The 23,548-nt window shown below is 40.6% G+C and carries 19 protein-coding genes; 11 read left to right on the top strand and 8 right to left on the bottom strand.

Features of this window, described 5'->3' with window-relative positions; translation table 11 throughout:
* The first annotated feature begins 5 nt into the window (after positions 1-5).
* The gene (locus tag QZ407_RS05700; protein WP_295768553.1) at positions 6-1,478 is read left to right on the top strand and encodes a glutamate synthase subunit beta; all 1,473 of its coding nucleotides are present in this window, start codon (positions 6-8) and stop codon (positions 1,476-1,478) included.
* Between the two features lie 252 nt (positions 1,479-1,730).
* Here QZ407_RS05700 and ctlX read toward each other — a convergent pair whose 3' ends face one another.
* Both ctlX and QZ407_RS05710 read right to left on the bottom strand, forming a co-directional pair.
* Complete coding sequence (gene ctlX, locus QZ407_RS05705) at positions 1,731-2,660, bottom strand: citrulline utilization hydrolase CtlX (RefSeq protein WP_295768555.1); 930 nt, start codon at positions 2,658-2,660, stop codon at positions 1,731-1,733.
* Between the two features lie 74 nt (positions 2,661-2,734).
* Positions 2,735-4,906, bottom strand: coding sequence for a glutamine synthetase III (locus tag QZ407_RS05710; protein ID WP_295768557.1), 2,172 nt, complete (start codon positions 4,904-4,906; stop codon positions 2,735-2,737).
* 369 nt (positions 4,907-5,275) lie between these two features.
* Between QZ407_RS05710 and QZ407_RS05715 the strand changes: the two genes are divergently transcribed.
* The 5 genes from QZ407_RS05715 (at position 5,276) to QZ407_RS05735 (ending at position 10,554) form a co-directional block, all read left to right on the top strand.
* Complete coding sequence (locus tag QZ407_RS05715; protein WP_157541013.1) at positions 5,276-6,619, top strand: ammonium transporter; 1,344 nt, start codon at positions 5,276-5,278, stop codon at positions 6,617-6,619.
* A 184-nt stretch (positions 6,620-6,803) separates the two neighbouring features.
* Entirely contained in the window at positions 6,804-7,916 is a 1,113-nt protein-coding gene (locus QZ407_RS05720) for a porin (protein ID WP_295768560.1), read from the top strand.
* Positions 7,917-7,972: 56 nt separating this feature from the next.
* Positions 7,973-8,554, top strand: coding sequence for a hypothetical protein (locus QZ407_RS05725; RefSeq protein WP_295768563.1), 582 nt, complete (start codon positions 7,973-7,975; stop codon positions 8,552-8,554).
* A gap of 224 nt (positions 8,555-8,778) precedes the next feature.
* Positions 8,779-9,639: an energy transducer TonB gene (locus QZ407_RS05730; protein WP_295768565.1), complete on the top strand. Its 861-nt coding sequence runs from the start codon at positions 8,779-8,781 to the stop codon at positions 9,637-9,639.
* Positions 9,640-9,792: 153 nt separating this feature from the next.
* Positions 9,793-10,554: a hypothetical protein gene (locus QZ407_RS05735; RefSeq protein ID WP_295768567.1), complete on the top strand. Its 762-nt coding sequence runs from the start codon at positions 9,793-9,795 to the stop codon at positions 10,552-10,554.
* Positions 10,555-10,606: 52 nt separating this feature from the next.
* Here QZ407_RS05735 and QZ407_RS05740 read toward each other — a convergent pair whose 3' ends face one another.
* Positions 10,607-11,413 carry a universal stress protein gene (locus QZ407_RS05740; RefSeq protein WP_295768569.1) on the bottom strand — a complete coding sequence of 269 codons (807 nt, stop codon included), beginning with the start codon at positions 11,411-11,413 and terminating at the stop codon, positions 10,607-10,609.
* Between the two features lie 458 nt (positions 11,414-11,871).
* Here QZ407_RS05740 and QZ407_RS05745 point away from each other — a divergent pair, with 458 nt between their 5' ends.
* Complete coding sequence (locus QZ407_RS05745; protein WP_295768571.1) at positions 11,872-12,789, top strand: glutamate--tRNA ligase family protein; 918 nt, start codon at positions 11,872-11,874, stop codon at positions 12,787-12,789.
* Between the two features lie 92 nt (positions 12,790-12,881).
* Here the strand turns inward: QZ407_RS05745 and QZ407_RS05750 are convergent, their stop codons facing one another.
* The 5 genes from QZ407_RS05750 to QZ407_RS05770 all read right to left on the bottom strand — a co-directional run bounded on the left by QZ407_RS05750 (position 12,882) and on the right by QZ407_RS05770 (position 20,410).
* Positions 12,882-13,667, bottom strand: a complete 786-nt coding sequence (locus tag QZ407_RS05750) for a TlpA disulfide reductase family protein (RefSeq protein ID WP_295768573.1) — start codon at positions 13,665-13,667, stop codon at positions 12,882-12,884.
* A 332-nt stretch (positions 13,668-13,999) separates the two neighbouring features.
* Positions 14,000-15,061 (bottom strand): glycoside hydrolase family 43 protein, encoded by a 1,062-nt coding sequence (locus QZ407_RS05755; protein ID WP_295768575.1) that lies wholly within the window; start codon positions 15,059-15,061, stop codon positions 14,000-14,002.
* A gap of 254 nt (positions 15,062-15,315) precedes the next feature.
* Positions 15,316-18,351 (bottom strand): GH92 family glycosyl hydrolase, encoded by a 3,036-nt coding sequence (locus QZ407_RS05760; protein WP_295768577.1) that lies wholly within the window; start codon positions 18,349-18,351, stop codon positions 15,316-15,318.
* 85 nt (positions 18,352-18,436) lie between these two features.
* Complete coding sequence (locus QZ407_RS05765) at positions 18,437-19,213, bottom strand: amidohydrolase (RefSeq protein ID WP_295768579.1); 777 nt, start codon at positions 19,211-19,213, stop codon at positions 18,437-18,439.
* A 54-nt stretch (positions 19,214-19,267) separates the two neighbouring features.
* Positions 19,268-20,410: a methionine aminotransferase gene (locus tag QZ407_RS05770; RefSeq protein WP_295768581.1), complete on the bottom strand. Its 1,143-nt coding sequence runs from the start codon at positions 20,408-20,410 to the stop codon at positions 19,268-19,270.
* Between the two features lie 91 nt (positions 20,411-20,501).
* Here QZ407_RS05770 and QZ407_RS05775 point away from each other — a divergent pair, with 91 nt between their 5' ends.
* The 4 genes from QZ407_RS05775 to QZ407_RS05790 are packed head-to-tail and all read left to right on the top strand — an operon-like array spanning position 20,502 to position 23,429.
* The gene (locus QZ407_RS05775; RefSeq protein WP_295768583.1) at positions 20,502-21,476 is read left to right on the top strand and encodes an ABC transporter substrate-binding protein; all 975 of its coding nucleotides are present in this window, start codon (positions 20,502-20,504) and stop codon (positions 21,474-21,476) included.
* Positions 21,476-22,348 carry an ABC transporter permease gene (locus QZ407_RS05780; RefSeq protein WP_295768585.1) on the top strand — a complete coding sequence of 291 codons (873 nt, stop codon included), beginning with the start codon at positions 21,476-21,478 and terminating at the stop codon, positions 22,346-22,348. Before QZ407_RS05775 ends, QZ407_RS05780 begins: the two co-directional genes overlap by 1 nt.
* Positions 22,341-23,090, top strand: coding sequence for an ATP-binding cassette domain-containing protein (locus QZ407_RS05785; RefSeq protein WP_295768588.1), 750 nt, complete (start codon positions 22,341-22,343; stop codon positions 23,088-23,090). Before QZ407_RS05780 ends, QZ407_RS05785 begins: the two co-directional genes overlap by 8 nt.
* A 45-nt stretch (positions 23,091-23,135) precedes the next feature.
* Positions 23,136-23,429 (top strand): hypothetical protein, encoded by a 294-nt coding sequence (locus QZ407_RS05790; protein ID WP_157541045.1) that lies wholly within the window; start codon positions 23,136-23,138, stop codon positions 23,427-23,429.
* Positions 23,430-23,548: the final 119 nt, after the last annotated feature.

Genomic DNA, 23,548 nt, shown 5'->3' on the forward strand with positions numbered 1-23,548 from the left:
AGAAAATGGGAAAACCTACCGGATTTCAGGAGTTTAATAGAGAGCTCCCATCAAAAATAGCACCCGAGGAAAGGGTAAAGAACTATAACGAATTTGTTGGTTTGTATAATGAAGACAAGCTTAACCAGCAATCGGCACGTTGCATGAACTGTGGTATTCCTTTTTGCCATTCGGGTTGCCCGCTTGGTAACGTCATACCTGAATTTAACGATGCCGTTTATCGTAAAAGCTGGGAAGAAGCATACGAAATACTATCAACCACCAATAACTTCCCTGAGTTTACCGGTCGCATTTGCCCGGCTCCTTGTGAGTCAGCCTGTGTGTTGGGCATAAATAAGCCGCCGGTAGCTATTGAGGAAATCGAAAAGCATATTATTGAAATTGCTTACGCTAAAAACCTGGTTAAACCTACAGCTCCGTTAATTAAAAGCGGTAAAAAGGTTGCTGTGGTTGGTTCAGGTCCTGCAGGTATGGCGGCAGCAGCTCAGCTGAGCAAGGCTGGTCATTCGGTAACGGTTTACGAGCGCGATGACCGTCCGGGTGGACTGTTGCGTTACGGCATTCCTGATTTTAAACTGGAGAAGTGGGTAATTGACCGTCGGGTTAAAGTTATGGAAGAGGACGGCGTTGTATTTCAATGCAATACCGAAATTGGTAAAGATATTAGCATGGAAGATTTGAGCCGTAACAACGATGCTATTGTATTAGCAGGTGGCTCAACTATTCCGCGCAACCTTCCAATCCCAGGGCGTGAGTTTAATGGTGTTTACTTCGCCATGGAATTTTTGAAACAACAAAATAAGCGTGTTGGCGAAAGCCCGATCACTACAGCTGAGATTTTCGTTGAAGGTAAAGATGTAGTGGTAATAGGCGGTGGCGATACAGGTTCAGACTGTGTTGGAACATCAAACCGTCAGGGTGCGCGTTCGGTAAGGCAGTTTGAAGTTATGGTGCAGCCGCCGCAGCAGCGTACACAAAATATGCCTTGGCCAAGCTACCCTATGTTGTTGAAAACAACAAGCTCACACGAGGAGGGTTGCGAACGCTTTTGGGGTGTAAATACTAGAGAATTTTTAGGTGACGAAAACGGAAATCTGCGTGCGCTTAAGGTAACTGATGTTACTTGGGAAACCGACGTTTTAGGCAGACCAATAAAGTTTTCGGAAGTTGAAGGTTCAGAGCGGGAACTTCCTTGCCAGGCGGTGTTTTTAGCCATGGGCTTTGTTCATCCGCAACACACGGGAATGATTGAGCAGGCCGGAGTTGAGCTGGATGAACGTAAAAACGTTAAAGCTAAAGAAGGCGTTTACCGCACTAATGTAAGTAAAGTATTTGCCTGCGGTGACATGCGCCGTGGACAATCACTGGTAGTTTGGGCTATATCAGAAGGCCGCGAAACTGCACGTAAGGTTGATGAGTTTTTAATGGGCCATTCTTTACTTGAAAGTAAAGATGCTGTTAGTGCGTTTGCGTACTAATTAGGGTTTAATAAGGTTAGTGAGGCTGGGTTTATACTGGCAGCGCGAGCCGGCTTACAGTTAATTTGAGTTTAAACGATATGTTTCATAAACTCAAATAAGCCCGGCAAAATAGGTGCAATTGGCCTTGCAAACCTTAACTACAAATTTGAAAGTTTCTCTTTATGGGGCTTTTTGCTAACCAGTTTAATTATAGTAGTAGTTTTTAACCAGCAACGCAGGTTTTTGCAACGGCAAAACCTGCGTTTGCTTTTATGCTAAAGCTGGTAAATGAATTTCGGCCAGCATACACCTGGCACTTCCACCGCCAATGGTTTCAATAGTTGTTATATCTGTTGAAACTATTTCAGTACATTTTTCAAGGGTGTTTACCTGCTCTTCGGTTAACGACCTGTGGGCACTTGCCGACATTACGAGCAAGCTTTTACCGCTGGTAGTTTTTACCTCGAGCATATTGCCCGCAAACTGATTCATTTGCTCATAGCTAATAGCCACAATTTCTTTTTCAGTAGCTTGCAATGACGTTATTACCGCCTGCTTTTCAACGGTATCGGTTATTGAATCAAGGCAAATTACTGCAAACTTGCTACCAATGCACATCATAACGTTGGTGTGGTAAATGGCTTTGCCATTACCATCGGCAGCGTTAAACGCAACAGGTCTAAAACCCAGGTGATGACAAAATGTAAGCAACACTTCGGCATTGGTGCGTGGAGACAGGCAAGCGTAAGCCAGCTTATTTTCCCGGTCAAGCACCATGCTTCCGGTACCTTCTAAAAATTTATCATCAAGTTCAAAACGGCTTAAATCAATTATGTGCTTAACTGTAAATTGGCTTTCCAGTTTGCGTATTATACCTTCGTTACGTTCATAACGGCGGTTTTCGGCCTGCATGGGGTACAATAATACATCCCCATTGTCATGAAATGACACCCAATTATTCGGGAAAATAGCATCCGGTTTATGCGGTTCTGTAGTATCCTCAATAACAATCACGTCAACATCCTTACTTCTCAACAGGTGAACAAAAGCATCAAACTCTTTCAGCGCACTTTGTTCAATTCCGTTTAAACTGTGAGCTTTTTGCTGGAAAGCGTTGCTGCCGGCGGTTTGCTCGTTATAGCCAAAGCTGGCAGGGCGTATCATTAGTAAAGTTGATGTAGTTTGAGATGATGTAGTCATGGCACAATATAGATTAATACCTTATTATATTGTTAAACGTAAAAACCCCCGCTTTAGAGCGAGGGTTTTGATAATTATTTTATGAATAGTAATTCTCTGAATTTTGGTAATGGCCAAAGCTGGTCGTCAACCAGTTGCTCAAGCTTATCAACATGATAGCGAATAGGCTCAAAAAATGCCTTAACCTTTTCGTCGTATGAAACAGCTCTTTCGCGGGCATCATCAATTGCGTTAGCTTTTTTACGTTGCTCTACCATCTGCTCAACATTGCTTTTAATAAAGTTAATGTGTTCTGATAACTTTTTTATGATGTCAATTTGTGCACTGTAGGTAGCTTCGTCCAGGCCAATTTCTTTTAAACCGCGCACGTTTTCAACCAACTTGCTTTGGTAGCTGATGGCAGCCGGAAGAATGGTGGTGTTCACCAAATCACCAATTACACGGGCTTCAATCTGAAGTTTCTTATAAAAATCTTCAAGTAGTATTTCATGACGGGCATGAGCCTCGCGGCGGGTAAATACACCTGTGTTTTCAAATATGTATTCCGCTTTTTCAGTAACAAGTGCATCAAGCGCCTTAGGGGTTGTTTTAATGTTGGCCAGGCCGCGTTTCTCGGCTTCAAGTTCCCACTCATCGCTGTAACCGTTACCCTCAAAACGAATTGACTTGGTTTCCTTAATGTACTTCTTAATTACAGTAAGGAGAGCCACATCTTTCTTTTCGCCTTTCTTCAAAATCTTATCTACGTCAGTCTTGAATTTCTTAAGCTGATCGGCCACAATAAGATTTAAGATAGTCATCGGATTGGCTGAGTTTGCCGATGAACCTACCGCACGCAATTCAAACTTATTGCCGGTGAAGGCAAAAGGCGAAGTGCGGTTACGGTCGGTATTGTCTTGCAAAATTTGTGGAATTTTTGGAATGCCTTGCCAAAGCAACGCATCTTCCTTAGCTTTTTTGCTGATGCGTGATGTTTCAATTTCATCTAACACCTCACTCAACTGGCTTCCAAGGAAAATAGAGATAATAGCGGGTGGAGCTTCATTAGCGCCAAGGCGATGATCATTGTTAACCGATGCAATTGAAGCGCGAAGCATATCGGCATGATCATAAACAGCTTTGATGGTGTTTACAAAAAACGTTAAGAACATCAAATTGCTCTTGGGCGTTTTGCCCGGCGATAACAGGTTTTTACCGGTATTGGTAATCATCGACCAGTTATTGTGCTTACCCGAACCATTCATGCCGGCAAAAGGCTTTTCATGCAATAATACTTTCAGATTATGACGTTTGCCCACCCTGTCCATGATATCCATAAGCAACTGGTTATGATCAATTGCCAGATTTATCTCTTCATATATAGGGGCGCATTCAAATTGTGACGGCGCAACCTCGTTATGACGGGTTTTTAAAGGTATACCTAATAGTAAAGCTTCGGCTTCAAAATCCTGCATAAAGGCATAAACACGCGATGGGATAGAGCCGAAGTAATGATCTTCAAGCTGCTGGTTTTTTGCAGATTCATGCCCGAATAAGGTGCGGCCTGTCAAATACAAATCAGGGCGTGCATTATATAAGGCCAAATCAACTAAAAAGTATTCCTGCTCAATTCCTAATGATGCGTTTACTTTTTCTACGCTTTTATCAAAATACTGGCAAACATCAACAGCGGCTTTATCAAGCGCATGTAATGCCTTTAGTAAAGGCACCTTATAATCTAAAGCTTCGCCTGTGTATGAAACAAACACGGTAGGTATACAAAGAGTACGGCCCATAATAAATGCAGGCGATGACGGATCCCAGGCGGTATAGCCACGCGCTTCAAAAGTGTTACGAATACCGCCGTTGGGAAAGCTTGAGGCATCAGGCTCTTGCTGAGATAAGGCATCACCGCTGAATTTTTCCATGGCGCCATCAGCAGTTGGTTCAAAAAAAGCGTCATGCTTTTCGGCAGTGGTGCCGGTTAAAGGTTGAAACCAGTGGGTGTAATGTGTTGCGTCTTTGCCAATAGCCCAGGCCTTCATTGCCGAAGCCACTTGGTCGGCCATATCGCGTTCTACCGGTTCGCCTTTGTCAATTGAATTTATAATGCTTTGATAAGCTTCTTTTGAAAGGTACTCTCTCATTTTCTTTTTATCGAAAACATTGGTACCATAATAATCAGAAATTTTATTTGCGGGGGCTTTTATCTCCGGAATTGTGCGTGTTAGTACAGTTTGGAGAGCCTGAAAACGAATATTTGACATTATTTTTTGGGTGTTTTAAGCTTTTCGGTTCAAATATAGAGGTATGCGTTATATATATAATGGCATTTAATGTAAAAAAGTATTAAAAAATTCAAAAACACCTTTATTTATTACATAGAGCATGTTTGCGCAAATATTTTGTTTGAGAAAAAATATAACTTATTGTAAATTAACAATATATGGATTTTACAGCTTTAAGAATATTATTACACCGGCGTTAAAAACAAAATATAAAATTGTGTAAAACGCATGTTTTGCAAAATTTTATTAAAAAATGTTTATGATTATGTGATATTTATTGATAATTTTAGAAAAACTTAATTAAATATTCACTTAATGATCAAAATCTAACCCAAAAAGTAAAAAAGCATGGAAAATTCATTCAAAAGGTATCTGCCTTTCATTGTTTTGTTAGTAATTGCGGTATTTTCAATATTTATTCCCGCTGTTCCCGACTTTGCTGATACATCTAAGTACAATTCTGCTGATATTGCATGGGTACTTGTGTCTGCAGCACTTGTATTTTTAATGACTCCAGGTTTAGCCTTCTTTTACGGAGGCATGGTAACCCGTAAAAACGTTTTATCAACCATGATTAAAAGCGTTGTTGCCGCCGGTGTTGTAACAGTATTATGGATTGTTGTAGGTTTCAGTCTTTGCTTTGGAGATGACATCGGTGGGTTCATCGGTAGCCCGTCAACTTATCTTTTCTTTAAGGGTGTAAACTCGGGTGCTCCATGGGCAGCCGCTCCAACAATCCCTAAATCATTATTTGCGGTATTTCAGCTTATGTTTGCCATCATTACTCCAGGTTTGGTTGTAGGTGCAATTGCCGAGCGTATCCGTTTTACATCGTACATATTATTTACCTGCCTTTTCAGCTTGCTGGTATATGCGCCACTTGCTCACTGGAGCTGGCACCCTGAAGGTTTTCTTGCTAAATTAGGTGTATGGGATTTTGCCGGTGGTACAGTTGTGCACATCTCTGCAGGTTGTGCTGCACTTGCTGGTGCTATTGTGTTAAAACGTCGTAAAGCACATATTGAAGGTTTGGCAATTCCTCCTGCTAATATTCCTTATGTATTAATAGGAACCGGTTTACTGTGGTTCGGTTGGTTTGGTTTCAACGCCGGTTCGGCAGTTGGTGCAAGCTCAGTTGCGGTATCTGCATTTTTAACAACTAACACTGCTGCCGGAGCTGCAGGGTTATCATGGATGTTCTTTGACGTAATCCGCGGAAAAAAACCTTCAGTTTTAGGTTTTTGTATAGGTGCCGTAGTTGGTTTAGTAGCTATAACCCCTGGTGCCGGTTACGTTGCTATACCACAAAGTATATTTATTGGCTTTATTGCTGCTATCATATCTAACCTTGTTGCACACTGGAAAACAAAAACCAGCCTTGATGATATGCTTGACGTATTTCCTTGCCATGGTGTTGGTGGTATAGTTGGTATGATTTTAACCGGTATTTTTGCTACCGATACTGTATATGCAAACGGCCCGGTTGGTTTACTATATGGCAAAACCGAATTTTTCTTTGCTCAGTTAAAAGGTTTAGCTATAGTGATTCCATTTAGCTTTATCGTATCATTCCTTATTTTCAAACTGGTTAACCTTATTGAACCACTTCGCGTAACTTCAGAAGAAGAAGAAGTTGGTTTGGATTACAGCCAGCATGATGAGCGCTACACATCGCAGCGTTTAACTGTATAATTTAGTAAAGCGCTGCGGCCGGTTCTGTTCCGCAGCGCTTATACTACTGCTCTTTTATTTCACATCACCTTTAATGACATTTTAAGCTGCCGCCGCATCAATATGCTACGGACGGCCATACTTATGTCCCTACATTAACTATTTGAATCAAAAATAACTTACTCAACATCAAACTAAATCACTCATGACTAAGAAATTTTTACTTGCCGGTGCATTGTTTGCAGCCGCCACAACATTTGTAAAGGCGCAAGACACATCAAAAGTAACACCGGTTCCTGCCGATCCGGGACTGACTATTTTTGGTTCGGTAGACACCTATTATAAGATGGATTTTGCCGGAAAGAAAAACTCGCGCATTGCTACCAGTTTTGCCAACGAAGCTAACTCAGTTTCAATTGGTATGATTGATTTGGGCGTAAAGAAAAAATATAACAAAGCACTTTTTGTAGGTGAGTTGTCTTTTGGTCCGCGTGGTCAGGGTCAGTCAATTCCTAACGCTGATTTTACAGGAGGCGTAGTGCTGGATGATAATGGAAACGAAATTGCGCCAGTAGTAGGTACACAAAGCTTCCACATACAAAACCTTTATGTTGGTTACGATCTTACCGACAAATTGAATGTAACGGCTGGTTATATGAGTACTTTTGTTGGTTACGAGGTAATTTCTCCTGTAGGTAACTTCAATTATTCAACTTCATATTTATTTACCAACGGTCCGTTCCAAAACGCCGGCTTAAAATTCACTTACGCTTTTACTGATAAGGTTAGCTTAATGGCTGGTATATTTAATGATTCATGGAACAATTACACCTCAAGCCGTGAAGTATCAACTTTTGGTGGACAATTGATGGTGAGCCCGGTAAAAGGTTGGACTGCTTACCTGAACGTTTTAAGCGGTAAGTTTTCAGGTACTGAATTTGATTTGACTACTTCATATCAAGTTAGTGATGCTTTCAAATTGGGTTTAAACGCTGCCACATTCTCTGCTCCTAACGATGGAGGAGGCTTCTCTGGTGCTGCCCTATATCCGCAGTACGCAGTGTCAAACGCGGTAACACTTGGTTTACGTGCCGAGTATTTTAAAAACAAAGGTAAAACAGGCTTCAACTATTCAAGCATCATGCCGGGTGATGATGTAAAGGCTTTCACCCTTACCGCCAATGTTAAAGCAGGTGGTTTAACATTCATACCTGAGGTACGCCTGGACAATGGCAAAACCGGAACTTTCCAAAAACTTAACGGACAAGTAACTAAAAATGCGGGACAGTTTGTGTTAGCAGCTGTATATGCATTTTAATTAAAGTAACTTAAATTTGAAGGCCGTCGAATTAAAGCGACGGCCTTTTTTGTAAGATGAAAAATTTACTCCTTATATACTTCGTGTTGTGTATGCCTGTTGCTGCCTGTTATGCACAAAAAGACTCTATAGTTTTAAATGAAAACAATAAGTATACTTATTTTAAGGTAGGCAGTTCTTTGCCTGGCATAAATTTATCTGCCCTTGCCGCCTACTTAAAAAAGAACTTAACAGGGCTACAGGAAATTAAAGCTGCAACACAGGAAACTGAGGTGAGCGGCCGCGGTGGCATTTTAGTATTTAAGAAGGGTTTGTTAACAGGGCAAGAAGAAGGCCGTTTAGATTATACTGTTAAAATAGATTTTAAAGAAAGTAAATATCGCTTAATTGTAACAAATTTTGAATTTATCCCTTACCAACGCAACCGCTTTGGAACGTTTACGGCGATAGATGGCGTTACAGTTCCCCTTGAAAAGAAAGACAGCCGTATTGGCGAAAAGCAACTATCTTTATATCTTGAAAGGGCTGGAAGCCTAGGTATTAAAGCTAATGAACTAGTGCAAGACTTCGTGAATAATAAGACATCTATAAAGCCGGGAAATTCGGAAATTAAAAAGGTAGATACGCAAAAGTGGTAATTTACGCCGAATTGACAGTATAAGCACTGAAAATGAGGGCTATATTGGTCGGCTGCCAACTGTTAAATAGTTGTTAAATGCTTTGTTGCTTTGCAATAAAATCAAATTAATAGTGCTTTTTATTGCATGGAGATAATGAGCGGATACGATATTAGTAATTATTCTAAATAGTGAAATTTTTGCTTGTGGTTGGTGTTATATTAGAAAATATAATTTCAAACACTATGCTGAACTCAAAATTTGATTTGTACAAGAGCGAGTGGCTCGACCTTGTATTTACCGACCGTAACAAAAACTACGGTGCTTACGAATTGCGCGTAAACTACAGCGACACCATGATGAAGGCACTCGCCATTACGGTAGTTGCCTTTGGTTTAGCCGCAACTACATTAACCATTGTGATGAAGCACAACAAGGCAAAAAATATTGAATTGCCAATGGTTGAAAAAGGGCCCATTATTGTAGACTTAACGAAAATAAAACCACCGGTTGACAAGCCTTTGGAGCCGTTGAAAAAAGATGCCACAAAGCCGTCTGCCGTTAAGCCTGATGCTTCTCCAAAATCAAATACTAAAACCCAACGCTTTGTAGAGCCAAGGCCAACCAATGATCCTATAGAGGCGGTTGATCCAAAACCTGTTGACATAAATGTGGCTATAGGCAGCCAGGAGATAAAAGGTAATGATAATACACCTGTTGGTAACGCATTAAAACCCGCGGGAACGGGTGGAAACGGTACATCTACAGTAGGGATAGATGGTGGAAGTAATGAACCTGTTGGTATTGGCGGGCTTGATGTGATGCCCGAACCAATCGGTGGTGCATCGGCCTGGTCTCGTTTCCTGCAAAAAACGTTGCGTTATCCTGAGACTGAATTGCAGGGCAGGGTAGTGCTAAGCTTTGTAATAGAAAAGGATGGCAAGCTTACTGATATACAGGTTATCAAAGGCGTTTCGCCCGAATTAGACCGCGAAGCGTTGCGTGTATTAAAACTCGCACCAGCATGGAAACCCGGCCAACAAAACGGACACCCCGTAAGAGTGAAATTCACCGTGCCTATTGTATTTCAGATGTCGGAAAACTAAATAATGCTTTAATGAAAAGCGCACTATCACCAGGTGCGCTTTTTTAATGATTAGGCGATGGCTTTATTGTATCAGGCTTATGTTAATGTTTGTTAAACAAACTTAGCGGTGGGCAAAATTCACGTACTTTAGCAGCATTGTTTAAGGTATAAAATGAGGTTTTTATTATTTATTTTACTTACAATTATTACTGCGTTTGCCGCTGTTGCACAACGGGTAAACGGTGTAGTAATTGACCGGCTCACCAAGCTACCTGTATATAGCGCAAAGGTAACAACACCTCATTCTGTTGCATTTACAGATGCGCAAGGCTCGTTTACTTTAAGCAAGGCCACTAATGGAGATAGCTGCATCGTTAATGCGCCCGGATACAAATTGCATAAAGCTGTTTTGAAAGGCATTGCGACTACTGACACCTTAAAGATTTTATTAGACAAGCCATCCATCATACTGCGAGATGTAAACGTAACAGCCAGGCGCGATTTGAAAGCAGATTCTGTACGTAACAGACAATTGTTTAGTGAAGTGTATAATTATAAGCGCTCGGGTGTAAAGGAACTCATGGCTAACAAGGTTTCCCTTGTTGATAAGCCACGAAATTATATTGACAATCCGGCCAATACAACTTCAATAGGTGGTTTTAATGTGCTATCGGCTATTGGTTTGTTCAGTAAGAATAAACAGCAAACCAGCAAGCTACAAAAAACGCTGTTGGAAGATGAACAGGAAGGTTTTATTGATCGAAGCTTTACCAAACGTAAGGTAATTGCGCTTACAGCGCTCAAGGGCGATTCGTTAACCAACTTTATGATCAAGTACCGGCCTACAGCTTATCAAATTAAAACCATGACTGATTATGAACTGGCTATGTATATTAAAGCCAGTTACAATGAGTTTAAAAAATTACTGCACTAAACAAAAAAAGCTCCACTGAAGGAGCTTTTTTTGTTTAAAATTATAATTCAGCTTATGATGGGAATACCATTAATGGTACGTTTAAATCATGTGCTGCATTCAGCAACGGACCTTTACTGGTAAGCATGCTAAAATGATATTTATTGTAAGTCATTACAAGCAAATCATTTTTCATTACATGAATTAGCACGTCGGCAGCCTTACGTACATTCCGTTCCTTAATTTGATTAAACGATAGGCTTATGTTATTTGGATTTGGCCCAATTGCCTTTTTATAAAGCTCCATTGCATAATTTACCTCCGGCTCCGGAATGCTTGCTACGGAAATATGAGCTATTGAAAGATTTGCATTCACCTCATGTGCAACTTCTTTCAAATAGCTGTTGATATTATTGCGGCAGTAACGCAAATCGGCCAGGTAGGCTATTTGTTTAAACAAATTTAACGGTGCTTGTTTGGGTACCAATAATAACGGACAGCAGCTTTTAGTGACAACCTTTAAAGCATGTTGCTCAATTTTGTCTTCAATACTTCTAACGCCTTTAATAACTAACTGAATGTTATTGTTACAGGCAATTTCATGCACGGTGCGGTTGATGGTATCTTTATCATCCAAAACATTTATTAGTGGATGATCGGCCAAATTGTTTAAGGCCTCCTGTTCGGTGGGTCTAACAACTTGCTGTTGTCCATTCTTCAACACGTAAACCAATTCTCTTTTAACAGCAGTTTTTGTAGCCTGATGACTTACATTCCAAACAAGAACACGCGCTTTGAGTGCCGTTGCCAGCATAGTGGCGTAGCTTATAGCGTGTTCAGCTTCGGGTGTAAAATCATTAAGCAATAAGATGTTTTTCATACGGCCAGGATTTATTCTATACAGTTTTTATATGCGAAATAGCGTCAGGAAATAATGATGTTGCAGTAACAGAAATTACATCAAGAGCATCTGATTGTATTGATAACATTAAGTATGCTGCAATAGTTTTACTTAGTGTAATAAAAAATTAAATAAATTGTGTGCGGCATATTTACATATTAGGAACTAATTAAAATTCACCTACACGTCTTTAGTGCGCCGCTAACCTATAAATGAAACGTCATTTTTTATAAAACAGCTATAATATACCAAGCATCTACTCAATAAGTGCGTCTATATGGAAAACAACGTATCTTTGAGAATTATTGATAATTTCTTATTAGTTAATAGTGTTTCACTGTAAAGTTGAGGCTTAGTGTAATTAATACGCTATTAATTGTAAATTACGGAAATTCTAAGTTTTATATTTTGTTGGTTGATAATTACCTTGCAAGACTATGTTTTTAGAAGTTGCTGATCCAACAATTGCTAAAACCCGAATTGCACCGACACCTAGCGGGTATTTGCACCTCGGTAATGCATTGTCTTTTGTACTTACGGCAACTTTGGCTAAACAGAGTGGCGCCGGTATTTTGCTGCGTATTGATGACATGGATAAGGAGCGTGTGCGTGACGAATATATTCAGGACGTGTTTGATACACTCGATTTTTTAGAAATAGCTTACACAGAAGGTCCGCTAAATTTGCACGATTTTAAAAGCAACTGGTCGCAGCAACAACGAATGTATTTATACAACGATGCGTTAAAACAGTTGGAGGAGGAGGGTAATGTATTTGCTTGTACATGTTCGAGGTTGCAACTGCAAAATTATCAAACATATCCGGGTACGTGTGAACCACTTAACGCTTCTTTAAGTTCACTCAATGCTGCGTGGAGACTTAAAACTGAAAACAGCGAACCGGTATTGATGCTAACTTGGCCAAGCGGCAAGGTTGTTTGTTACCTGCCACCTGAAATGCAAAGCTTTGTTGTACGTAAGAAAGATGAAAGACCATCATATCAGTTGAGCAGTTTATGCGATGATATTCATTTTGGCGTTGACCTGATTGTACGCGGTCAGGATTTATTCGCATCTACGGTTGCGCAGCAATACCTTGCTCAACAATTAGGCTATAGTTTATTTAAAGAAAGTGTTTTTTACCACCATCCGCTTATCAACGAGGCCAACGGAAACAAGCTGTCAAAGTCAGCAGGAGCGACGTCTGTTAAGTACTTACGAGAAAACGGCTACAAAAAAAATGACGTATTGAATCAAATGGGTGAATACCTTAAACTAAATGGCAATTATAGTTCATGGCAACAACTGGGTGAAAGCTGGCTGGCAAATCTTAAAGATAAAAAAGACAATGCTTAGAGTTTAGCACTCACAATGTAAAGTACTTAACGCAAAAAGGCCGGCATTACGCCGGCCTTTTTATATTTCATTTACACTTAGCTACCTCAATTTTATTTCACGCTTGCCAACACCTGCTCAGTCATCGGAATTACCGGAGTATGTTGTAGCTCGGCAACTGTCTTGCTTATCCAGTAGCTGCCAGCAATATTGTAGCCGGTGGTGTGGTATTGTATTACTCCATTTTGATCAATGATTACATCAGTTGGATGATTTAGTATACCCAGTTTGTCACTTAATTTTTTGCCATTTTCAAGGTGAACATAATTAAGCGGATTGGTATTCAAGTATTCTTCAGCAACTTTTTTATCGTCCATAGGCACTGAAATGAATATCACGTTAGGATCGTTTTTGAAAGATGCAACCATTTCATTCATATCAGTAATTTGCTGGCGGCATTGTACGTTGTTTACATACCAAAAGCTCATCACCACAATTTTACCTTTTAAGCCTTTCTTATCCCAGCTTGCGCCTTTAAAATCTTTTTCTTTGAAGTTCTTGTCAAAGTTTTGGCCTGTGGTGAAAAACGGGCTATCCATAGGTTTTGGCATCTGGGCTATCTTTGCATCGCGCTCTGTTTTGGTAAGCTTGGTAAGGCGTAAGGCGCCTTTACCATTAGCGAGCATTACTACCTTTATATTGTAGCGGCCGGTATTCACTAGGGTAGTCCATGCGGTGTAATCAATTCTTTTTCCGGTTGAATCGGTAATAACAGAATGTTCATCAAGGCGCGGAAGTTTATAAACTTTTTGAGGACCAGTTGTGCTAACCTGGGCTTTAACTGAAAAGCTTAAAACTGAGAATAATAAAATTGCTAAGGTGTAAATAGTTGATTTCATTTTGGGTTATTGTTTTATATATGAGTATAGGCAAACCCTATTCCTGCAAACCAATATTTACGACAATGAAACCAAAATTTGCCTTTTTGTTAGTGAAGTACATGGTAAACGACTTAAAACCGCTAATTAACTATTGCTTTATTGAAAAGTTTGTAATTGTTAATTTAGATGTAAATATTGTCGCCGTGGGTAAATTTCCCCAATCACGGTATTACCTATTGAATATTGGCAATACTCTTCCCCATCTTAAAAAGCAAAAGCCCGGCGTATCGCACTCCGGGCCCTGCAAACCAAACTGTATGAGGAAGAATTCTTATAAACTTATAAGCAGATTATTTTGATGAAGGTACTGTTAACGCAACACCGGTACTTACCGGAATACCAAAATCAGGTATGCCATCTTTAGTCCAGGTAAATTGCTGCATCCGCGGAGAACGCTGTCCGCCGCATCCACAACCGGGTGAAGGATTTGCGTGGTAAAGAATCCAGTCTTGCTTACCATCAGGTGATTTAAAGAATGAATTATGCCCGGGAGCGTAAACACTATTTTGCTTGCTGCCTTCAAAAACAGGTTTCGGTGATTTTTTCCAGGATGCCGGATCCATTACATTGGACGATGCGGATGCGGTGAGCATTCCTAGTGCATAGTGATCTGTCCAGCAACCGCTGGCAGAATAAATTAAAAACAGCTTGTTGTTGTGTACAAGCACTTCTGGTCCCTCGTTTACATTTACATGAGGAGGGTTGCTTGGGTCATTTAAGTCACCATGCTTTTCCCAGTCATAATCTGATGATGATAGCTTTACCCTTTTTCCTTCAAGTGTATAAGGGTTTTTCATTTTACAGATGTAAATGTTTTGTTGCACGTTAACATCGCCTTCCCAGCCCGACCAAATCAAATATAATTGACCTTTGAAGTTAAAAACAGATCCATCAATAGCCCATTTATCGTCACCTTCAACGGCAAGTTTTCCTTTAAAGGTCCATTCACCTTTTAACGGATCGGGATTGGCATTTTCAAGCACATATAAGCGGTGGTTTTCGTTCTTGCCATCATCTGCGGCAAAATACATGTACCACTTATTTTGTAAAAAGTGCAATTCAGGTGCCCATATATTTCTTGAATACAACGTACCGGCAGTAGGAGTCCAAACCGTTTTTTTTTCGGCGTTAGCTAAATCGGCGATGTTTTTGGTTTTCCAAATGCTTAACCTGTTGCCCTGCGTGTTAGTATAGTAATAGTGACCATCTTTGTGAATTATCCACGGATCGGCCCCACTTGGTAAAATGGGATTTGTAAACGTTTTTGGAGGAACGCTTTGAGCGTGAAGCGTTGTAGTTGCATTGAGCAACAAAACGGTGATAACGGCAAGTGGCTTAAAAAATTTAAACACGGTTATGATATTAATTTGATATGCTTATTAACCCTTGTTGCCTGTTTTAATGGCACGGTTAAGCAAGTACAATTGGTTGTTTGTAAAACAAAGCAAGAGTAGTAATTAATATCAAGGCATTTGTATCAACCTTTATTCAATCCGTCTCAATTTGTGTGATCAAATTAAGGTATGTACAGTGCGGCAGAAACATCATATAGTATACTGAATTAAGATTACAAATAAAGCAGCAAGAAAGTAATTTCCAGTTACTATTATCGGATGGTTATTTCATCAGCAAAAATGTACGACGGACTTCCTTTGCTTTCGTGCCACTCAGGCAAGGGGCCATATTGTTTGGCTAATACCTTAATGTAGCGTGTTTTGCGGTTAATGTTTGCCTTAAATGACTGTGTTTTAGAGTCCGTATTGTCAACAGGTATTTTGGTTTTTACGCTTACAGGTGGTCCAAATTTTTTACCATCATCAGATAGTGAATATTGCACCCATTGGGGGAATACAATCCACGACTGCGTGTCTTGCAGGGTATTTAAGCTAACTTCAGTTATCGGTTTCAAAGATCCTAAATCAATTATGGCTTCAAAATCCGCCTTTTGAAATCCCTGCCAGGCGTTGCCTGTGCGCCAATTATCAACGCCCATAATTCCATCAATAAGTGCTTCATCGCCGGTAGAGGCGTAGTTTGGCTCGTATTTATTAATGAGCTTAATTTTGGTGTTGCTTGTAATTTGGCTAAATGTGCCGGTGTTTACCATGCTCCACTTGCCATTTTTAAAGGCCGTTGCTTTAATAGTAGTGGTAGCGCTTATAGTTAAAGGCTTTACATACAGGTTTGACGAAGCGTTTGGTGTGCTGCCATCAAGCGTGTAATAAATTTTTGCATTAACATCGGCACAGTTTATGGCAACTGTTATAGGCGTTTTAAAAGTTCGCATAGAACTTATAAAACCCGGTACTGGCACAATAACAGAGTCAGTAATGCGCGATGTTGGCCTCTCTAATTCCTGAACAAATATTTGGTTAGGCAGCTTACCGGTGAAAATTTCAAATTCTCCGCCTTTGCTTATATCATCATAATCGATATAAAGCTTGCTGTAGGGCTTCTTATTAAAGTTCATACCCTGCAGGTAAGTATTATTAAGGCTTACTGATGTTCCGGAATTCGATACCGTGAACTTTTTGCCATTTTCAAGATTTACAACCGCTTTTTCGAACTGCGGCAAACCAATTAAAAACTGTTGCTGCCCAGGAGCCACATTGTATATACCCAGCGCGCTCATTACATACCATGCCGACATTTGTCCGCAGTCTTCATTACCTGCTAAGCCGTCGGGCTGGGCGGTGTATTGAGTTCTGAATATGTCTTTCAAACGCATTTGCGTTTTCTCGGGGTTAGCCGTAAAGTTATACAGGTAAGCCATATGATGACTTGGCTCATTGCCATGCGCATACTGACCAATAAGGCCGGTAACATCAGACTGCTCACGTCCGCTTAGCTTTGCAGTTGTAGTAAATAATTCATCAAGCTTTGCTTCAAGCTTTTCCTTTCCACCCATGGCAGTAGCCAGTCCCTCAACATCCTGTGGTGCAAAAAAACTATAATGCCAGGCATTGCCCTCAGTATAATTATTATTAATATCAGTTGGATTAAATGGAGTAAACCACGTGCCGTTTACACGTGCCTGCATAAAGCCCGTTTGATTATTGTAAACGTTTTTCCAGTTTTGTGCGCGCTTTATATAGGTGTTGTAATCCTCAGGCTTGTTCATCATTTTAGCCATTTGAGCAATACACCAGTCATCGTAGGCATACTCTAAAGTTTTTGATACCGATTCATTTTCTTTATCGCCCAACACGTAGCCGTACTGTGCATACAGATTGAGGCCAACACGGTTGGCGTTAGCAGATGCTTTCATGGCTTCCAATGCTTTGCCGGCATCAAAGTCACGTATGCCTTTACTATAGGCATCAGCAATAACCGGTATGGCGTGGTTGCCAATCATGCAAAAGGTTTCGTTTGATGCAAGCGGCCATACAGGTAATAAGCCGCCCTGCTCATACATTGCTAAAAACGTTTTAATAAAGTCGAGGGTGCGCTTTTTGTCAATCAAAGTAAGCAGCGGGTGCTCAGCCCTGAAGGTATCCCATAACGAAAATACCGTGTAATAATTAAAGCCATCAGCTTTATGCACTTTGCCATCCAAACCGCGGTATTGTCCGTCAACATCATTATAAATGTTTGGGGCAATCATACAGTGGTACAAAGCGGTATAAAATATAGTCTGTTTAATTTTTGAATAATCAGGAAATGACTGTTTTTTTTGTTGTTGCGGAAATCCACCATAGCCGTAACCGTATGACGATGACATGCTTTGCTGCTGGGGTATAGGCGGGCCACCGCCTTCAATTTCAATTTTTGATAATTCAGTGCTCCATGCAGCGCGGGCCTGCTTTGCTGTCTTTTTGAAGTCAAAATCTTTTAGTTCCGCATCAAGGTTTTTAAGGGCACCTTCTGCGCTTACAGGAGAGATGCCAACTTTTACCAATACATCCTTCGGGTCATCAAACTGCACATACATTTTGATGTTATTTCCCTCCAGCTTTTGTTTGCCTTGCTCCAGTACATCATTTTGGGCTATGCCGTAGGTTTTAAACGGTTTGGAAAATTTGGCATAAAAATATACATATTGATCATTTGCCCACGATTTAGACTGCCTGAAACCTCTTATTTCATGATCGTTCACAACCTCAATCCAGGAATTCAAAACCTTATCGCGGTGGCTTAAATCAATGATGATGTTTGCCTGATTTGTTGATGGATATTCATAATGGTGTAAACCAACGCGTTGGGTTGCCGTAAGCTCAACTTCAACGTTATATTTATCTAATAGTGTTTTGTAGTAACCCGGCGATGCCTGTTCATTTGCTTTCTTAAATCCCGAGCGGTACTCGGTATTTTTAAATTTAGGCAAACCCGTGGTAGGCATAAAAAGCACATCGCAATAATCGGGGATGCCGGTGCCGCTAAGGTGAGTGTGTGAAAAACCGTAAACCGTGGTATCAGTATAGTGATAGCCCGAGCAGCCATCCCAACCTTCAAGCCGTGTATCAGGACTTAGCTGAACCATGCCAAACGGAACTGTAGCTCCCGGAAAAGTATGTCCATGTCCGCCGGTGCCAATGAAAGGATTTACCAGCGGTGTATAATCTTTCTTTTTTTGTGCCGATGCAGTGAAAATAAATAACAGGCAGCATGAAAGTACAGGGAGTACTTGTTTTACCATTCTCATTAAAATGCGTTTATAATGTACTTGATTTAACGCAAAATAGGGAGATTAGTGTTAACCCGCAAAAATACTTTGGCCTGGCTAAAGCCTACTCAATGTTGAAACTATCAGCATCCTTTAAAAATGGAAGAGCCCTGCGGGTTTTTAAAAGCTCCTCGGCGTTGATACTGAACGTGTAAATATCTTCCTCATTAGGCTTATAGTAAATTACCTTGCCATTTGGGTCAATACACATCGAATCACCTGAGTGGTATACTTCGTTGCCATCATAACCAAAACGGTTTACGCCAATAACATAAGCTTGGTTTTCAACTGCGCGGGCCGGTATAAGTGTGCGCCAGTGCAGTGAGCGGCGCTCTGGCCAGTTTGCAACAATAATCATTAGGTCGTACTCGGCTTTTACATTACGCAGCCAAACCGGAAAGCGCAGATCATAGCATATAACCGGGCAAATTTTCCAACCTAGCAGCTCAACAATAAGCTTTTTATTGCCGGCAGTGTATTTTTCATCTTCCTTGCCAAGTCCAAATAAATGGCGTTTGTCGTAATGTTCATAAGTACCATCCGGGCGCATCCATATAAGCCGGTTGTAATATTTTTCACCCTCACTTATTATAAGACTGCCCGTTACAACACAATTCATTTTTTGAGCAGTGTCTTTCATCCATTGCATGGTTTTACCATCCATAGGTTCGGCAAGCTTTTCGGCATTCATGGTAAAGCCGGTATTGAACATCTCGGGCAAAATTACCAAATCAGTTGAGGTGCGTACGCCAGACAATCGCAATGATATGTTCTGCAAGTTCTTATCAATGTTTTCCCAGAAAAGATAACCTTGATAGGTAGTGATTTTTAAGTTATTCATTGGCAACGGCAAAATAACTGGTGTATAATTGGATTAATACAAGTACCAAACAATTTATAGTTTTATTAAACGCTCAATAGCCCGTTCAAGTGTTTCCTGTTTTTTGGCAAAGCAAAAGCGAAGAATCTTATGGTCGGTGCCCTTACTGTAAAAGGCCGAAACGGGTATTGAAGCTACGCCATACTCATGTGTAATTTGTATAGCGTAATCGGTATCCTTAACATCAGTGATATGCTCATAACTTACCGATTGAAAGTAAGAGCCCGAACAAGGCAGTAACCCGAAGCGGGTTTGCGATAACCCATCTCTGAAAAAATCGCGTTTTTGCTGGAAGAAACCGGCTAGTTCATTATAAACATTTTCGTTTTTAAGGTACTCCGCAACCCCAACCTGCATGGGTGTGTTTACACTGAATACCGTATATTGATGTAGTTTCCTGAATTCGGCAGTTAATGCAGCAGGAGCAAGGCAGTAGCCTAATTTCCAGCCGGTTGTATGAAACATTTTTCCAAACGATCCCACTATAAAGCTGCGTTCGCGTAATTCAGGGTATCGTGCCATGCTGTGATGTGTTTGCCCGTCAAACACCAAATGTTCGTAAACTTCATCGCTTAAAATCAGGATATCGCGATTTTTAACAATGGCAGCTAACTCCTCAATGTCACTTTCACTAAGTATGGTTGCAGTAGGATTATGGGGCGAATTGAGTATAATCATTCGCGTGCGGTTGCTTATTAACCGTTTCACCATATCCCAGGCAATGCGGTAATCAGGCGGTTCAAGTTCTAATGACTTAACGGTTCCACCCATTAGTTTAATGGCAGGTGCATATGAATCATAAGCCGGTTCAAAAACAATTACCTCATCATTTGGATGTATGGCAGCACAAATTGCGGTAAATATTGCCTGCGTGCCGCCCGATGTGATAGTGATTTCTGTATCAGGGTGGTAAACCGCGTCATATAACTTTTCGGTTTTGCGGGCAATTTCTTCACGTAACGGTAGCCAGCCGGCCATAGGCGCATATTGGTTGTAACCGCTTTTCATGGCATCGTTCACTAATGACACAAGTTGCGGGTCGCAGTCATAATCAGGAAAGCCCTGAGATAAATTAATGGCGCCGAGGTCATTAGCCAACGCCGACATTACGGTAAATATAGTTGTTCCGGTATGCGGAAGTTTTGATCCGGTTATCATTAAGGGCTAAATTAGTTAATTAAGCGTAAAAATTGCCTGCTGTTCGTAAAACTTCTGTAGCGGTATACCCGCAAATGTTTACTTTAGTACAATGATGCGCAATCTACACCTGTTGTTATTAATTGGAACGTTTTTTTTGCTCGCTGCTTGTACATCATCTAAAAAAAGTAATGTACCGGTAGTGGGTTTTGTTGATGCCTTTGAAGATGCTACCATAGCACAGGCTAAAAATGGCTTTACCGATGCACTTGCCAAAAACGGCTTTAGCGAGGCAAAAGGGACAGTTAAAATCGAGTATCAAAATGCGCAGGGCAGTATTCCGACACTCACCCAAATTGTAAATCAGTTTGTAACTGAACCGGTTGATTTACTTGCTACAAGTACAACGCTGTCATCTGTAACGGCCGCGCAAAAAACCAGGACTATACCTATATTTATGATGGTATCACCAACACCTGAGCGCGCTCACCTTACCAATGCGCAGGGGAAAGCGCCTACCAATCTTTTTGGTACGGTTGAAGATTTAAATTATATTGATACCTCTTTTAGTATCATTCCACGTTTATTGAAGCCACGGGGAAATAAGCTTGTTGTTGGCATGATTTACAATCAGTCTGAGCCGCAATCGGCCGATGCTATGCAGCGTATAAATGACCTTGCCGGTAAATTAAATATAACGCTGGTAGCGCTTCCGTTAAACTCATCAGCAGAAGCACAGCTAGTTACTCAGTCGCTGCTCGACAAAAATATCGACGCCTTCTTTGCTAATCCTGATAATACAGTTTTTGCAGCGTTTGAAACCATTTTAAAAAGCTGCAACCAAAAAAAGGTGCCGGTTTTTACCAGTGAAGCGGGTTTAGTACAACGCGGCGCTGTTGCCGCTTTTGGGGCCGATATTTATCAATGGGGATATCAAACAGGCTTGCAAGCGGCGCAGTATCTAAAAACACATAGCACCAACGGCCTCAAGCCCGAAATGGTGAAAGTGAGAAAACGTGTTTACAATGCCGAGGCCTCCAAAAAGTATAATATTAGTGTACCTTCAAATTACGAAGCTATACAGTAATGGAATTTTACTTAACAGCCTTGTTGCAAGGGTTATGTTTTGCGGGTATTGCCGTTGGTATATATATATCTATGAAGATATTTAATATACCCGACATTACTACCGACGGCAGCTATACCCTTGGCGGTATGCTTACCGGTACTCTCCTTACCCACGCTTTTCCGTGGTACTTGGGTGGCGCAGCTGCGATATTGGCTGGGGCTATTGCCGGCGCTATTACCGGCGTTATACATACTAAACTTAAAATACACGCTTTGCTTGCAGGTATTTTGGTATCAACTGCGCTTTACTCAATAAACATCATTGTTGCCGGCCGGTCAAACTTGCCTTTAATAAATCTATCGTCGGTATTCAGCATGGTAACGTTTACAAATGATTTCAACTTGAATTCGTTGTTCATTCTACTACTTTTAGTAGGTGCTGTTATTGCAATAACGGGCTATTTACTAAAAACCGATTTTGGTATAGCTATGCGAGCCACAGGTAACAGCGAAACTATGATCAGGGCACTTGGAGTAAACACCGATCGCATGAAGATAATAGGGCTGGCTATAGCTAATTCACTTACTGCATTAAGCGGTTTTCTAATGACGCAGCAGCAAGGCTACGCAGATATAAGTATGGGCATAGGCATTGTCATCATAGGTTTAGGCTCAGTAATTATCGGTGATACGCTTATTAACCGTTTTAATGTAACATCGGTATGGAAAACTTTGATACTAGTAGTTGCAGGAGCCGTAGTTTTCCAGCTGTTGCTGGCGGTAACTTTGTCATTAGGTGTAAATGCTAACTTACTTAAATTAGTCACTGCAGTTTTGGTATTGCTTTTTGTAAGCTTACCACGTTTAACCTTATCAAGGCAAAATGATTAAGCTGAGTAACATTTCGAAAACATTTAACGCTGGCAAGCCAAATGAGGTAAAAGCGGTACAAAATCTTAACCTCGAGATTGCTCCGCAAGATTACCTGGTAATTGTTGGTGCAAACGGATCAGGGAAAAGTACACTTCTTAACCTGGTTGCAGGAAGTCTGCTACCATCAGCCGGAACAATTGATATAGACGGGCAGTTAGTAACCAGCTTCAAAGACTTTGAACGTAGTAAATGGATTGCGCGTGTGTTTCAAAACCCCCTGAGCGGTACTGCTCCTGATCTTAGTATACTTGACAACTTCAGGCTGGCTGCATTGCGTACCAAAAACAAGGTCTTACGTATTGGAACCACTAATCAGTTTAAAGCCGACGTGAAAGATAAAGTTGCTTTGCTGGGTATGGGATTGGAAAACAAGCTCGATCAGGATATGGGTACACTATCTGGCGGACAGCGCCAGGCTCTTACGTTAATAATGAGTGTTATGGACGAGTGCAAAATTTTGCTTTTAGATGAGCCCACCGCCGCGCTTGATCCGCGCTCGGCCGATTTGGTGATGAAAACTGCCGACAGACTGATTAAAGATTTTAAACTGACTGCTATTTTAATCACTCACAATCTTAAAGATGCACATTTTTACGGAAATAGGCTTGTTTTGATGGGTGAGGGTCAAATTTTTAAAGATTTTAGTTGTGAAAGTAAATTAAGTCTAACTCAAAATGATTTATTTTCATGGTTTAGTTAATTAACTGCAAATGCTGGCAAAGTAATTGTATAGGTTCGTGCATCTATGAAAAACACACAATTTGCACCAATTAAAGATGCTTACCAGTTAGTGCAAGGCGCTAAAGTCAAAGGCATAAAATATGAAGAGGTTTTTGAGTTAGGAACTTATGACCCCAACAAAAGAGGTTACACTATCTATCCGTTTGAAGACGGTGTAAAATTCAATGACTTTAGCATAATTGTTAGTGAAAAAGAACTTAAAACTCATTATGTAATTGAAGATGTTAACGTAAACATCCCGATTATTGAAAGCGCCCGCCAGGCAAATCCATTAAGCGACCTGGGGATGGCAAGCTAAAATTAATTAATCCATCATATAAAAAACAGCAGTAATTAAAGGTTGAATTAAACCGGCAATTACTGCTGTTTTTGTTTTTAGCGTATTTATCAATAAGTATTTGCAGGTGAGTTTATGAA

It is taken from the genome of uncultured Mucilaginibacter sp., assembly GCF_913773635.1.
GTDB lineage: Bacteria > Bacteroidota > Bacteroidia > Sphingobacteriales > Sphingobacteriaceae > Mucilaginibacter.

Bases quoted from the DNA above. Each gene is read 5' to 3' on its own strand.
- QZ407_RS05720 (WP_295768560.1), top strand. From the start codon at position 6,804: ATGACTAAGAAATTTTTACTTGCCGGTGCATTGTTTGCAGCCGCCACA.
- ctlX (WP_295768555.1), bottom strand. From the start codon at position 2,660: ATGACTACATCATCTCAAACTACATCAACTTTACTAATGATACGCCCT.
- QZ407_RS05745 (WP_295768571.1), top strand. From the start codon at position 11,872: ATGTTTTTAGAAGTTGCTGATCCAACAATTGCTAAAACCCGAATTGCA.
- QZ407_RS05780 (WP_295768585.1), top strand. From the start codon at position 21,476: ATGGAATTTTACTTAACAGCCTTGTTGCAAGGGTTATGTTTTGCGGGT.
- QZ407_RS05790 (WP_157541045.1), top strand. From the start codon at position 23,136: ATGAAAAACACACAATTTGCACCAATTAAAGATGCTTACCAGTTAGTG.
- QZ407_RS05700 (WP_295768553.1), top strand. From the start codon at position 6: ATGGGAAAACCTACCGGATTTCAGGAGTTTAATAGAGAGCTCCCATCA.
- QZ407_RS05735 (WP_295768567.1), top strand. From the start codon at position 9,793: ATGAGGTTTTTATTATTTATTTTACTTACAATTATTACTGCGTTTGCC.
- QZ407_RS05785 (WP_295768588.1), top strand. From the start codon at position 22,341: ATGATTAAGCTGAGTAACATTTCGAAAACATTTAACGCTGGCAAGCCA.
- QZ407_RS05710 (WP_295768557.1), bottom strand. From the start codon at position 4,906: ATGTCAAATATTCGTTTTCAGGCTCTCCAAACTGTACTAACACGCACA.
- QZ407_RS05765 (WP_295768579.1), bottom strand. From the start codon at position 19,213: ATGAATAACTTAAAAATCACTACCTATCAAGGTTATCTTTTCTGGGAA.
- QZ407_RS05715 (WP_157541013.1), top strand. From the start codon at position 5,276: ATGGAAAATTCATTCAAAAGGTATCTGCCTTTCATTGTTTTGTTAGTA.
- QZ407_RS05730 (WP_295768565.1), top strand. From the start codon at position 8,779: ATGCTGAACTCAAAATTTGATTTGTACAAGAGCGAGTGGCTCGACCTT.
- QZ407_RS05740 (WP_295768569.1), bottom strand. From the start codon at position 11,413: ATGAAAAACATCTTATTGCTTAATGATTTTACACCCGAAGCTGAACAC.
- QZ407_RS05775 (WP_295768583.1), top strand. From the start codon at position 20,502: ATGATGCGCAATCTACACCTGTTGTTATTAATTGGAACGTTTTTTTTG.
- QZ407_RS05760 (WP_295768577.1), bottom strand. From the start codon at position 18,351: ATGAGAATGGTAAAACAAGTACTCCCTGTACTTTCATGCTGCCTGTTA.
- QZ407_RS05725 (WP_295768563.1), top strand. From the start codon at position 7,973: ATGAAAAATTTACTCCTTATATACTTCGTGTTGTGTATGCCTGTTGCT.
- QZ407_RS05770 (WP_295768581.1), bottom strand. From the start codon at position 20,410: ATGATAACCGGATCAAAACTTCCGCATACCGGAACAACTATATTTACC.
- QZ407_RS05750 (WP_295768573.1), bottom strand. From the start codon at position 13,667: ATGAAATCAACTATTTACACCTTAGCAATTTTATTATTCTCAGTTTTA.